Genomic DNA, 13,275 nt, shown 5'->3' on the forward strand with positions numbered 1-13,275 from the left:
AGCTAGGATGTTGGCTTAGAAGCAGCCACCATTCAAAGAGTGCGTAATAGCTCACTAGTCGAGTGGCGCCGCGCCGAAAATGTAACGGGGCTAAACATACCACCGAAGCTGCGGATTCCGTAAGGAATGGTAGGGGAGCGTTCCAAACCGCTGCGAAGCTGTACCGGAAGGAGCAGTGGAGCGTTTGGAAGTGAGAATGCCGGTGTGAGTAGCGAAAAGAGGGGTGAGAATCCCCTCCGTCGAAAGCCCAAGGTTTCCTGAGGAAGGCTCGTCCGCTCAGGGTTAGTCTGGACCTAAGCCGAGGCCGAAAGGCGTAGGCGATGGATAACAGGTTGATATTCCTGTACCGCCGATCCACCGTTTGAACAATGGGGGGACGCAGGAGGATAGTGACGCATGCGGATGGAAGTGCATGTGCAAGTTTCAAGACCGTCTGATTGGCAAATCCGTCAGGCACCAAAGTCAAGGAACGACGCGGAGTCCCGTAGGGACGTAGGTCACGATTTCACACTGCCAAGAAAAGCCTCTAGTGAGGGGGAAGGCGCCAGTACCGTAAACCGACACAGGTAGGCGAGATGAGAATTCTAAGACGCGCGGGATAACTCTCGTTAAGGAACTCGGCAAAATGGTCCCGTAACTTCGGGAGAAGGGACGCTCTACATGAGTAGAGCCGCAGTGAATAGGCCCAAACGACTGTTTAGCAAAAACACAGGTCTCTGCTAAATCGCAAGATGACGTATAGGGGCTGACGCCTGCCCGGTGCTGGAAGGTTAAGGGGATGGGTTAGCGCAAGCGAAGCTTTGAACCGAAGCCCCAGTAAACGGCGGCCGTAACTATAACGGTCCTAAGGTAGCGAAATTCCTTGTCGGGTAAGTTCCGACCCGCACGAAAGGCGTAACGATTTGGGCACTGTCTCAACGAGAGACCCGGTGAAATCATAGTACCTGTGAAGATGCAGGTTACCCGCGACAGGACGGAAAGACCCCATGGAGCTTTACTACAGCCTGATATTGAGGCTTTGTGCATGATGTACAGGATAGGCGGGAGACGTCGAGCCCGGAGCGCCAGCTTCGGAGGAGTCACCCTTGGGATACCGCCCTTCATGCATAGAGTCTCTAACTCGCAGCCGTGATCCGGCTGGAGGACCGTGTCAGGCGGGTAGTTTGACTGGGGCGGTCGCCTCCTAAACAGTAACGGAGGCGCCCAAAGGTTCCCTCAGAATGGTTGGAAATCATTCGTAGAGCGCAAAGGCAGAAGGGAGCTTGACTGCGAGACCTACAAGTCGAGCAGGGACGAAAGTCGGGCTTAGTGATCCGGTGGTTCCGCATGGAAGGGCCATCGCTCAACGGATAAAAGCTACCCTGGGGATAACAGGCTGATCTCCCCCAAGAGTCCACATCGACGGGGAGGTTTGGCACCTCGATGTCGGCTCATCGCATCCTGGGGCTGGAGTAGGTCCCAAGGGTTGGGCTGTTCGCCCATTAAAGCGGTACGCGAGCTGGGTTCAGAACGTCGTGAGACAGTTCGGTCCCTATCCGTCGTGGGCGCAGGAAATTTGAGGAGAGCTGTCCTTAGTACGAGAGGACCGGGATGGACGCACCGCTGGTGTACCAGTTGTTCCGCCAGGAGCATCGCTGGGTAGCTACGTGCGGACGGGATAAATGCTGAAAGCATCTAAGCATGAAGCCCCCTCCAAGATGAGATTTCCCTTTGAGTAATCAAGAAAGACCCCTCAGAGACGATGAGGTAGATAGGTCACGGGTGGAAGCATGGCGACATGTGGAGCTGAGTGATACTAATCGGTCGAGGCCTTGTTCTAGCAGATGCTTGTTGATGACTTCAGTTTTGAGGGCGCGAGCCCGATCGTCTGGTGACGATAGCCAAGTGGTCACACCCGTTCCCATGCCGAACACGGAAGTTAAGCACTTGAACGCCGAAAGTAGTTGGGGGCTTCCCCCTGTGAGGATAGGACGTTGCCAGGCACTTGACCGATCTGCAGATTGCAGGTCGGTCTTTTTGTGTAATCATTTTAGAGGAAAAGGAGTTTTTTCATGAAACATGAACTTCCTATTGTACATGCACTTCAACGTCACTTAGATCGAACGCCCATCTCATGGCATGTTCCTGGTCATAAGAATGGAACATTGACACCTCTTCCTGACTTCTTTAAATGGGACGTCACAGAATTACCTGGTCTAGATGATTTTCATCATCCGGAAGAGGCCATTGCAGACGCGATAGCTTTGCTGCAAAAAGTCTACGGTGCAAAAGCGAGTCATTTCCTTGTGAATGGTTCGACCGTTGGGAACTGGGCGATGCTTGCCGCTACAGCAGCAAGAGGAGAGCGTGTTTATGTACAGCGTAATTCGCATAAATCCGTGTTCAATGCGTTAGAATGGCTGGGGATCGAACCCATCTTTCTTGAACCAGACATCCATGAGGAAACGGGAATCAGTGGACATGTTTCACGTGAAACATTAAAGGAAGCGTTTACGAAATATCCAGGAGGAGTCGGCGTGTTTATCACTTCACCGACATATTACGGGGAAGCGGCTAACATCACGTCACTCGTTCAGCTCACAGCGTCGCATGAACTCCCTTTATTAGTGGATGAAGCACATGGTGCACACTTCGGTGAAGCATTTGGTGTACGCTCTGCATTTGAATTAGGAGCAACTGCTGTTGTCCAGTCTGCCCATAAAACACTTCCAGCACTGACGATGGGAGCATGGATGCATGAGCGATTTTCGGAAAAGATGAGAAGAAAGTTACAGCGAGCGCTTCAAGCGTTTCAGACCTCAAGTCCTTCATATTTACTGCTGGCTTCATTAGACTATGCCCGTTCCTACCGTGAACAATGGACAGTTAAAGGTATGTCAGATATTCAGGCTAGTCATGATACATTCATCGAAGCACTTCAACGGTTCGATCATATGACGGTCCTTCGCTTCGATGATTGGTCACGGATGACATTAACGTATGAGGGATATTCAGGAGATGCGTTGCTGCACGCGTTACGAGCTGTTCAACTCGATGCGGAATTTGCTCTAGGAGATCACGTCGTCTGTATTTTGCCACTTCGTCCGCTAGCAAAGTCTGAGCAGAATGACTGGGTCCATCGTGTCGAACGAGCCATTCAAATGATGAAATCAGAAGGAATTCCTTTGAAAAGGTATATCGAGCAACCAATTATGGGTAAAATACAGGTATCTGCTTTATCTTGTTCTTATGAACAGTTAGAACAAGCAACAGGTACGTTCCGTCAGCTGGATGAGTGTATCGGTCATGTTTCACTCGAAACGATTATTCCGTACCCGCCAGGCATTCCGTTGATCGTCAGAGGAGAACGCATTACGGCGGAACAGGTATTACGTTTACGACATTATCAAACCGTAGCCGTTCATTTGCAAGGAGGCGAACAATTGCAACGAGGAGCGTTACGCGTCATAGAGGAAGGGTTTGAAGAATGAAAGGTACGTTCATTACTGTCGAAGGACCGGATGGTGCCGGTAAAACGACACAACTACAATTGCTTGGCGATGTGTTAAAAGAAAAGGGCTATAACGTCATGACGACCCGCGAGCCAGGTGGCACACGCGTTGGAAATGAAATTCGTTCGTTGATTTTGAATCCTGATTTTGAAGAGATGAAAGAGATGACGGAAATTCTGCTGTATGCAGCGTCTCGTGCCCAGCATGTCGAGGAATTGATTCGACCAGCGTTAGAGGCAGGCACAATCGTTTTATGTGACCGATTCGTTGATGCGTCACTTGCGTATCAAGGATATGGTCTTGGACATCCGATTGATCTCGTGCGTCAAATCAATGATTCTGCAACAGGCGGGTTGGCGCCAGACCGGACGTATTTGTTTGATTTAACGGTAAAAGATTCTAAAAAACGAATGATGGACCGGGGAGCACTTGATCGAATCGAGCAGCGAGATGATGCGTTTCGTGCCCGCGTCTATGATGGTTTTCAGCAGATTGCGGCGTCGGATCCAGAACGGGTACAGATCGTACAGGCCAATCGATCGATTGAAGCGATTCATCAGGACTTAGTGGAAGATGTCATTACGTATTTAGAAGAAAAGGAGAGATTCTCATGAAAATGGTCATTACGATCGTCCAAGATAAAGATAGCTTACGTTTGGCGGAAGCACTTGTCGAGCATGATTTCCGAGCAACGAAACTGGCAACGACAGGTGGTTTTCTTAAAGAAGGGAACACGACGTTCATGATTGGTGTACAGAGTGAGCGTCTCGATGATTTGTTACGATTGATCAAAAAGAACTGTTCGAGCCGCGAACAGATGGTCTCTCCAATCTCACCAATGGGTGGTCATGCCGATTCTTATATCCCGTATCCCGTTGAAGTCCAGGTAGGCGGGGCAACGGTCTTCGTCTTGCCAATCGAAGGGTTTCATCAATTCTGATGCAGACGTTTCATGAACTGGAACAGACACAATCGGTCATTTCGACGATTCTTCAAAATTCGTTACGGAACGATCGAATCAATCACGCTTATATCTTTACCGGAGACTATGAGCCGCTTCTACTTGAAGCGGCTCACTTGTTCGCGAAAAGCCTTTTTTGTGAGGCACCGGTCGATGTAGAGCCGTGTGGTGTCTGTCGTAGCTGTCGGCGGATGGAAAGTGGCAACTTGGTCGATTATTATGAAATCGAACCAGATGGCGCGACCATCAAAAAAGAACAGATTCAACAATTGATGCATGATCTCTCACTCCGAGGACTCGAAGGCGATCGTCAGATTTATGTCATTACCCAGTCCCATAAGATGACTCCGCAGGCAGCGAACAGTTTGCTGAAGTTCTTTGAGGAACCAGGAGAAGGAAAAGTGGCCTTATTGTTGACGAATCAACCTCAACTCCTTTTACCGACAATTCGATCGCGGGGACAGTTATTAAGTTTTCGCCCAGCGGATCGTCAAATGATTGGCGAGGTTTTATCTGAAAAAACGGGACGGGACCACGAGTTGACGCAACTGGCAGCGCGTGTCTATCCAAAAGTCGAGGATGCGGAAGAAGCATTACTCGAAGACTGGTTTGTAAATGCGCGAGCGTCAGTGTTACAATTGATGGAGGAATTAGCGAATCGTCCGGCTGATTTACCGCTGTTCGTACAAGAGAAATGGATGGGACAATTCAAGAACCGTCAGGATGTCCGAATCGGTCTTGAACTCGTCACCTGTTTCTTCGAGGATGTCTTACGCCTGAAACTGAATCCGGCGTGGGAAGGTATGACCTATACGAATAGTAAACCCCGACTTGAACAGATGGGGTCCAAGAGCCAGACGACGATCACCCGCTGGTTGCAAGCTGTGCTTGCTGCAGTCCGACGGGTCGAAGCGAATGTTAATCCCCAATTAACAGTTGAGCGTCTCATGTTTGACTTACAGAAAGGGTAGAGCGACATGCTAGAAGTAGTAGGCGTTCGCTTTAAAGAAGCGGGCAAAATTTATTATTTTGCACCTGGACAAGAGTCATTATCACGAGGACAAGCAGTCATCGTTGAGACGGTACGGGGCATTGAATATGGCGAAGTGGTCATCGCCGATAAACAAATGGACGAAGAAGATGTGGTGTTGCCACTGAAATCCATTCTTCGAATTGCTGACGATAAGGATGCAATGATCGTCCGCGAAAATAAAGTCGCAGCGCTTGATGCGCATGCGGTATGTGTTGAAAAAATCCGTGAACATAAACTCGATATGAAATTGGTCGATGTCGAGTATACGTTTGACCGCAATAAGGTCATCTTCTACTTCACGGCAGAAGGACGTGTCGATTTTCGTGAGCTCGTCAAAGATTTAGCGGCGGTCTTCCGGACACGCATCGAACTCCGTCAAATCGGTGTTCGGGATGAAGCGAAGTTACTGGGAGGCATCGGTCCGTGTGGTCGTGTCTTATGTTGTTCATCTTTCCTCGGTGAGTTCGAACCGGTTTCGATCAAGATGGCAAAAGATCAAAATCTGTCGTTGAATCCGACGAAGATTTCAGGAGTATGTGGTCGTTTGATGTGCTGTCTGAAATATGAGAACGATACGTATGAAGAAATGCGCCGTGATTTGCCGGACTACGGAAAACGTTTGACAGTACCTGAAGGCGAAGGACGCGTCGTTGGTTTGAACATCCTCGATCAAGTCGTTCAAATCGAACTGAAGGATCGTTCCCGCGTCTTGACGTACTCAATGGAAGAACTATTATCCGTTGGTGCCGTAAAACCAAAACGACCAAAAGAATAACGGGGTGCATACGCGTGGAGAGAGTCGATAAAAAAGAAATCATTACGCGTGTCGATGCGATTGAGCAACAGATTCATTTGCTGACTGAGCATCTGAGCGTGTTAAAGGATCAGCTGGCTTACATGATGGAAGAGAACCAACATCTGTATCTGGAGAATCATCACCTTCGGGAAAAAGTCGAACGCGACGAACAGCAGCCGGTCACGGAAGCGGAAGAAGCGGAAGCGGGCGTCGGTGCGGGCTACGATAATCTCGGACGATTGTACCAGGAAGGGTTCCACATCTGTAACTTGCATTATGGACAAGTACGAAAAGACGGCGATTGTCTCTTTTGCTTATCCATGTTAACGAAACATTGAGAGGCTGACTTCTACATGAGTCAGTCTTTTTTTCGGAAAGGAAGGCACGACATGTTTGAACTATTACCAGACGAACGACTTGATTATCTCTTAGGACAGGAAGGGAAAATCATTCAAAGTCCATCCGTCTTCTCGTATTCACTCGACGCGGCACTGCTCGCACGATTTGCGTGGGTCCCGATTCAACAGGGGCGGATTGCCGATCTCTGCTCAGGAAACGGTGCAATTCCACTCTTTTTATCCTACCGGACGAAAGGGCAGATCACGGGTCTTGAAATCCAGCCGCGACTAGCGGAGATGGCACGACGGAGCGTCACCTTGAATGAACTGAACGACCGGATTGAGATGATTGAAGGGGACGTCAAAGAGGCGGGTACGCGTCTTGGATACGGAATCTATGATGCTGTCACCTGTAATCCGCCTTATTTTTTAGCAAACGAGACATCGAACCAAAACCAAAGTGAACATTATACGATTGCAAGACATGAAGTTCTCTGTACCCTTGAAGACTGCATTCGAGGTGCATCTGATTTGTTGAAACAAGGCGGAAAAGCAGCGTTCGTCCATCGACCGGAACGACTGCTCGATATCGTTACCTTGATGCGGACGTATCGCTTGGAACCGAAACGGATGCAGCTGATTTATCCGAAAGCAGGGAAGGAAGCAAACATGCTGTTGATCGAGGGGATCAAGGATGCAAAACCTGGACTGAAGGTGCTTCCCCCGTTCATCGTCTATGAAGCGAACAACTCGTATGCGGCTCAGATGAAGGAACTGTTCAATGTCTGAGCATGCAGTCTATATCGTTCGTTGCCAAGATGATACGTATTATACGGGTTACGCGGTAGACGTCACGCAACGCATCGCGACACATAACGCAGGCAAGGGGGCGAAGTATACACGTGCCCGTCTACCGGTCGTCCTCGTTCATGAGGAAATTTTCGCGACAAAATCAGAAGCGATGAAGCGGGAATACGCGATTAAACAATTGACACGTTCACAGAAAGAGCGTTTGATTCAAGGAGGAACCTCATGAAAGCGACAAGTAGCTATCAACAGCAAGGAGTCGGTCTCTATATCGTCCCGACACCAATCGGCAATTTAGAAGACATGACGTATCGAGCTGTCCGGATCTTACAGGAATCCGATATCGTCGCAGCAGAAGATACCCGGCAGACGATGAAATTGTTTCGGCATTTTTCGATTGAGACGAAGCTGGTCAGTTACCACGAACACAATAAACAAACAAGTGGCGAACGACTACTCGCTGATTTAGAGGCGGGAAAGCAAATTGCCCTCGTCTCCGACGCCGGGATGCCCGGTATTTCGGACCCGGGAAGCGACTTGATCCGCCAAGCGATCGCAGCAGATATTCCTGTCATCGTTCTTCCGGGTGCGAACGCTGCATTGACAGCCCTTGTCGCGTCCGGTCTGTCGACAGAACGCTTTTTGTATTATGGTTTTTTGCCACGAAAGAAAAAAGAACGCCGCGAAGCGTTAGAGCAATTGAAATACGAATCAGGAACACTCATCTTTTATGAAGCACCGCATCGATTGAAAGAGATGTTGCAAGGGATCGAAGAAGTACTTGGTGATCGCCAGGTGACGTTAGCCCGAGAACTAACGAAACGGTATGAAGAGTATATTCGTGGAAGTGTGAGTGAATTACGCGCTTGGGCAGCAGAAGACGTTCGAGGTGAGTTCGTCGTCCTTGTCGAAGGATCAAACGAAGAACGACCGGATGCCGTCATTCAAGACAGTGATCCGCTCGAGCAAATCCGTCGGTATATCAAAGAGGGCGAAAAGCCGAATGCAGCGTTGAAGCGTGTCGCAAAAGAACGAGGACTGGATCGTCAGGAATTGTACCTCGCGTTTCACGAAGCAGATTAAAAAAAGAAGCCCCGTTAAGGAGCTTCCTTTTTTGTTTATTCGTTGCTTGCGTAATGACGATCGAGGAAATCTTTTAATTCAACGAGAACGCGTTGTGCGCCATCTGGTGAAAGAATCAATTTACCATCAGCCAATTTGAAGTTATCTTCTGATACTTCACCTGTCACTTGGCAAGTCATGTTTGGTTTATATTTTTTAAGGATGATCTGTTCGTTGTCGACATAAATCTCGAGGGCATCCTTTTCTGCGATTTGAAGTGTACGGCGCAATTCGATTGGAATTACGACACGACCGAGCTCGTCTACTTTACGTACAATACCTGTTGATTTCATTTTGTTGTTCCTCCTTTGATGTCATGGATCTCTTTTTCTTTTGAAAAATCGTCAAAATTCGACATCGTTTCTATAGAATGTAGAATACTAGACTTTCCAAAAGTAGTCAACCAATCTGAATAGTTTGAAATCAAAATGTCATTTATTTCTCAAAAAACCCATATTTGAAACGATTTATTAATGTATTTTCCCTTTTTAAAGGAAATGAAACTATAGAGTGTGTTTTTTTGTAATTTGATGTCTGATGTTAAAAAATGTTTCGATTCGACAAAAAGTGAATTTCGACATCAGTCCCGTAACAGCGTATAATAGCCTATAATGAAGATGGAAATAAGAGAACGGAGGAATAACATGGCAAAGACATTTTATATCACGACCCCGATTTATTATCCAAGTGCAAAACTACATATCGGTCACGCGTATACGACGGTGGCTGGAGATGCAATGGCACGGTACAAACGACTTCAAGGATTCGACGTCCGGTATTTGACAGGTAGCGATGAGCACGGTCAAAAGATCCAGGAAAAAGCAGCAGAAGCAGGTATTTCGGAACAGGCATTCGTCGATGGTGTCGTCGAGCAGATTAAAGTCTTATGGGATCGTCTCGACATCTCGTACGATGATTATATCCGGACGACAGAACCACGTCACAAGAAAGTCGTCGAAAAAGTGTTCGAGACACTTCTTGAATCAGGCGATATCTACCTAGGTGAATACGAAGGGTGGTATTCGATTCCGGATGAGACGTACTATACGGAATCACAACTCGTCGACGGAAAGAGCCCCGATAGTGGACACCCAGTCGAACTCGTTCGCGAAGAATGTTACTTCTTCCGGATCAGCAAGTACGCGGACCGTCTGCTTGAGTACTTTGAAGCGAATCCGTCATTTATCTTGCCAGAATCACGTAAACACGAAATGATCAATAACTTCATTAAACCGGGTCTCCAAGACTTAGCGGTCTCACGGACGACATTCAACTGGGGTGTACAAGTCCCATCGAATCCGAAGCACGTCGTCTACGTCTGGATCGATGCGTTGACGAACTATATCTCGTCACTCGGTTATGGTACGGACGATCATGGTAATTTCGATAAGTACTGGCCGGCAGATGTTCATCTCGTCGGAAAAGAAATCGTTCGTTTCCACACGATCATCTGGCCGGCACTCTTGATGGCACTTGATCTCCCATTACCGAAGAAAGTCTTCGCACACGGTTGGTTGTTGATGAAAGACGGAAAAATGTCGAAATCAAAAGGGAACGTCGTTGATCCGATCCCATTGACGGATCGTTACGGTCTCGACGCTCTTCGTTACTACCTCTTACGGGAAGTGCCATTCGGTTCGGACGGTATGTTCACACCTGAAGCATTCGTTGAGCGGATGAACTACGATTTAGCAAACGACCTTGGGAACTTACTCAACCGAACGATCGCGATGGTCACGAAATACTTTGACGGTGAGATCCCGGCCTATACAGGCAATGTGACACCGTTTGATGCGACACTCTCGGATCTTGCAAAAGAAACGGTCACGAAAGTCGAAGCATCGATGGAACATATGGAATTCTCTGTCGTGCTATCGAACATTTGGCAATTAATCAGCCGTGCCAATAAATACATCGATGAGACACAACCGTGGGTGCTTGCAAAAGACGAATCCAAAACGGCGGAACTCGGTTCGGTCATGGTGCATCTCGTCGGCGTCTTACGTCACGTGGCGATCATGTTGCAACCGTTCATGACGCGTTCACCAAAAGAGATCTTCGCGCAACTGGGTCTCTCTGGACAAGCGATGAACTGGGCAGCGCTCGAGAAATTCGCAGACATCGCACCAGGAACGAAAGTCGGTACAGCGACACCAATCTTCCCACGTCTCGACGTCAAAGAAGAAGTCGAAGCAATCGTCGACATGATGCGTCAAGCTTCTGCAGCACGTGTTGAGGAAGAAGAAGTTGAAGAAGAAGACGAAGATATTCGTCCAGAAACGACAATCGATGTCTTTGACCAGATCGAATTACGTGTCGGTGAAGTCGTGACGGCTGAAAAGATCAAAAAGGCGAAAAAACTATTGAAGCTACAAGTCGATATGGGCAAAGAAACACGCCAAATCGTCTCTGGTATCGCTCAGTGGTATGAGCCGGAAGATTTAGTCGGACGAAAAGTCATCGTCGTGGCGAACTTAAAACCGGTCACGTTACGTGGCGAACTCTCACAAGGAATGGTCCTTGCTGCTGAAAAAGCAGGAAAACTTGAACTAGCGACGGTCCCGTCAACGATGGCGAACGGCGCAAGCGTAAAATAAAACCGATGCCTGTGGACTTCATGTCACAGGCATTTTTTTAAAGAAGGAGTCGAACAGCTATGTTAATCGATACACACACTCACTTGAATGCAGACCAATTTGCGGACGACGTCCACGAGACGATCGAGCGGGCACGCGCGAACGGTGTCTCACCGATGATCGTCGTCGGATTTGATCACAAGACGATTGATCGTGCGATGGAACTCGTCGAAGCGTACGATGATCTTTATGCGGTCATCGGCTGGCATCCCGTCGACTCGATTGATTTTGACGAGGAAGCGTACCAAAAGGTCGAACGGTTGATGGATCACGAAAAAGTCGTTGCGCTCGGAGAAATTGGGCTCGATTATCACTGGGATACGTCACCGAAAGATGTGCAGCAAGAAGCTTTCCGCAAACAGATCCGTCTCGCGAAGCAGAAGAAAAAACCGATCGTCATCCATAACCGGGAAGCGACAGAAGATACGTTACGGATCCTTGAAGAAGAGGATGCAAAAGAAGTCGGAGGGATTCTGCATAGCTACAGCATGAGTGCTGAATTATTACCACGATGCCTGGCGATGAACTTCTACATTTCACTCGGAGGTCCCGTTACGTTCAAGAATGCGAAGATGCCGAAACGTGTCGCGCAGGAAGTCCCGCTCGATCGTCTACTCGTTGAGACGGATTGTCCGTACCTGACACCGACACCGCACCGCGGTAAACGCAACGAACCGGCTTACGTCCGATTCGTCGCCGAAGAGATCGCGCAGCTCCGTGGCATGATGTATGCTGACGTCGAAGCAGCGACGACGGAAAATGCAAAACGAGTCTTCCGTTTGCCATGATGCGTTCGTTGACGTTCATTACGATCGGGTGCAGCCTGCTACTTGCGGCAGCACTCGTCTATGGGATGATGGATCATCCACAAACCGTGACTGTCTTGATTGATGGTCAAGAACAGCAAATTGAAACGACAGCTGACTCTGTCTATGGAGCACTTGAAGAAGCCGGTATTACGACGCGTGACAATGATGTGATTGAACCAGCACTTAGTGCCGACCTGCCGAAAAAACGATTAATCGTCATTCAGCGGGCGAAAGAAATCACGCTGATCATGGGATATGGTGAGTCTCGTCGCGTTCGAACGCAAGCACGCCAAGTGAAGGATTTGCTGGCAGAACGCGGCATCAAAAAAGCGGAGACGGATGATATCTATCCGTCCTCTGACGCTGTGTTGACGAACGGAATGACCGTTCGGTACCGGGAAGCTTTTCCCGTTGATCTCGTCGTTGGTGGAAAAGCCCGACAAATCTACACGTATGAGACGTCAGTTCGGGAATTGTTAGCACGGGAAGGAATCCGTCTGCAAAAGGAAGACCGGGTCGCTCCGGATCCCGATACCCGCGTGACGGAAGGAACGTTGATCACGGTCAACACGACACGTCGTGCGACGTTGACGCAAGAACAGCTCGTGCCGTTTGAGATTGAAGAAGTCGAGGATCCAACTCTACCGGAAGGCGAACAACTCGTGACGGCATCAGGTCGTCCGGGTGTCCGAACGAAAAAGTATCAATTGACGTTAGCTGACGGTCTTAGCAAAGAGAAGAAACTGATTGATGACCAAGTGACACGGACACCGATCAAACAAGTCGTCAAGGTCGGAACAAAACCAATCGAGACGCCTACTGAAGCACCCGTCTTTAACGAAGAGCAGGCGACGAATCCACTAACTGAAACACCGAAAGCCGATGCGGACCTTGATTTTTCGAGTGCGAAGAGTTTGATGGTCGAAGCGACGGCGTATACGAACGACCCAGCTTCGAACGGCAGTCGTTTGTACAACGGACGTGCCTTGACCGCGACCGGGTATGACGTGACGGATACGATCACCTATCAAGGGATGCCGATCATCGCGGTTGATCCGAAAGTCATTCCGCTTGGAACGAAGGTCTACGTCGAAGGAGTGGGTCTTGCGATCGCCCTCGATACCGGTGGAGCCATCAAAGGAAATAAGATCGATGTCTTGGTCGATGGAGAACAAAAAGCGAAGACGTTCGGTCGAAAACAACTGCAAGTCTGGGTCATTCCTAGTGCAACGGAAGCGGACACGTGACGCTTCCTTGTTTTTTTCGTGGAAACAGGTACAAT

13 protein-coding genes and 2 rRNA genes (1 of these 15 running past the window's edge) are annotated in these 13,275 nt (G+C 48.7%); 14 read left to right on the forward strand and 1 reads right to left on the reverse strand.

The window, feature by feature from the left end:
• From MKY22_RS00230 to rsmI, 11 genes are all read left to right on the forward strand, one after another.
• A 23S ribosomal RNA gene (locus tag MKY22_RS00230) occupies positions 1–1,819 on the forward strand (it extends 1,095 nt beyond the left edge of the window).
• Positions 1,820–1,866: 47 nt separating this feature from the next.
• A 5S ribosomal RNA gene (gene rrf, locus MKY22_RS00235) occupies positions 1,867–1,982 on the forward strand.
• A gap of 69 nt (positions 1,983–2,051) precedes the next feature.
• A complete protein-coding gene (locus tag MKY22_RS00240; RefSeq protein ID WP_290779542.1) occupies positions 2,052–3,470 on the forward strand; it encodes an aminotransferase class I/II-fold pyridoxal phosphate-dependent enzyme in 1,419 nt (472 codons plus the stop codon).
• Positions 3,467–4,105: a dTMP kinase gene (gene tmk, locus MKY22_RS00245; protein ID WP_029343042.1), complete on the forward strand. Its 639-nt coding sequence runs from the start codon at positions 3,467–3,469 to the stop codon at positions 4,103–4,105. Before MKY22_RS00240 ends, tmk begins: the two co-directional genes overlap by 4 nt.
• Positions 4,102–4,431 carry a cyclic-di-AMP receptor gene (locus MKY22_RS00250; protein WP_023466519.1) on the forward strand — a complete coding sequence of 110 codons (330 nt, stop codon included), beginning with the start codon at positions 4,102–4,104 and terminating at the stop codon, positions 4,429–4,431. The genes tmk and MKY22_RS00250 overlap by 4 nt, the downstream gene beginning before the upstream one ends.
• Positions 4,431–5,423, forward strand: coding sequence for a DNA polymerase III subunit delta' (locus MKY22_RS00255; RefSeq protein WP_290779549.1), 993 nt, complete (start codon positions 4,431–4,433; stop codon positions 5,421–5,423). Before MKY22_RS00250 ends, MKY22_RS00255 begins: the two co-directional genes overlap by 1 nt.
• Positions 5,424–5,429: 6 nt before the next feature.
• Positions 5,430–6,260, forward strand: coding sequence for a PSP1 domain-containing protein (locus MKY22_RS00260; RefSeq protein ID WP_029343044.1), 831 nt, complete (start codon positions 5,430–5,432; stop codon positions 6,258–6,260).
• An 8-nt stretch (positions 6,261–6,268) separates the two neighbouring features.
• On the forward strand, positions 6,269–6,619 hold the full coding sequence (gene yabA, locus MKY22_RS00265; RefSeq protein WP_119182633.1) for a DNA replication initiation control protein YabA: 351 nt from the start codon (positions 6,269–6,271) through the stop codon (positions 6,617–6,619).
• 51 nt (positions 6,620–6,670) lie between these two features.
• Positions 6,671–7,408 carry a tRNA1(Val) (adenine(37)-N6)-methyltransferase gene (locus MKY22_RS00270; protein ID WP_064301041.1) on the forward strand — a complete coding sequence of 246 codons (738 nt, stop codon included), beginning with the start codon at positions 6,671–6,673 and terminating at the stop codon, positions 7,406–7,408.
• A complete protein-coding gene (locus tag MKY22_RS00275) occupies positions 7,401–7,655 on the forward strand; it encodes a GIY-YIG nuclease family protein (protein ID WP_035413209.1) in 255 nt (84 codons plus the stop codon). Before MKY22_RS00270 ends, MKY22_RS00275 begins: the two co-directional genes overlap by 8 nt.
• The gene (gene rsmI, locus MKY22_RS00280) at positions 7,652–8,509 is read left to right on the forward strand and encodes a 16S rRNA (cytidine(1402)-2'-O)-methyltransferase (RefSeq protein ID WP_290779553.1); all 858 of its coding nucleotides are present in this window, start codon (positions 7,652–7,654) and stop codon (positions 8,507–8,509) included. The genes MKY22_RS00275 and rsmI overlap by 4 nt, the downstream gene beginning before the upstream one ends.
• A gap of 35 nt (positions 8,510–8,544) precedes the next feature.
• Here the strand turns inward: rsmI and MKY22_RS00285 are convergent, their stop codons facing one another.
• Positions 8,545–8,841: an AbrB/MazE/SpoVT family DNA-binding domain-containing protein gene (locus MKY22_RS00285; protein WP_023466531.1), complete on the reverse strand. Its 297-nt coding sequence runs from the start codon at positions 8,839–8,841 to the stop codon at positions 8,545–8,547.
• A gap of 324 nt (positions 8,842–9,165) precedes the next feature.
• Here MKY22_RS00285 and metG point away from each other — a divergent pair, with 324 nt between their 5' ends.
• Genes metG through MKY22_RS00300 form a run of 3 tightly spaced genes read left to right on the forward strand, consistent with a single transcriptional unit; the run spans position 9,166 to position 13,240 of the window.
• Complete coding sequence (metG, locus tag MKY22_RS00290; protein ID WP_290779556.1) at positions 9,166–11,145, forward strand: methionine--tRNA ligase; 1,980 nt, start codon at positions 9,166–9,168, stop codon at positions 11,143–11,145.
• A gap of 59 nt (positions 11,146–11,204) precedes the next feature.
• Positions 11,205–11,972, forward strand: coding sequence for a TatD family hydrolase (locus MKY22_RS00295; RefSeq protein WP_023466535.1), 768 nt, complete (start codon positions 11,205–11,207; stop codon positions 11,970–11,972).
• On the forward strand, positions 11,969–13,240 hold the full coding sequence (locus MKY22_RS00300) for a 3D domain-containing protein (protein WP_290779559.1): 1,272 nt from the start codon (positions 11,969–11,971) through the stop codon (positions 13,238–13,240). The genes MKY22_RS00295 and MKY22_RS00300 overlap by 4 nt, the downstream gene beginning before the upstream one ends.
• The last annotated feature ends 35 nt before the right edge of the window (positions 13,241–13,275 follow it).

Origin of the sequence: Exiguobacterium sp. FSL W8-0210, assembly GCF_038006045.1 — a bacterium.
In the GTDB taxonomy this organism is placed as follows: domain Bacteria; phylum Bacillota; class Bacilli; order Exiguobacteriales; family Exiguobacteriaceae; genus Exiguobacterium_A.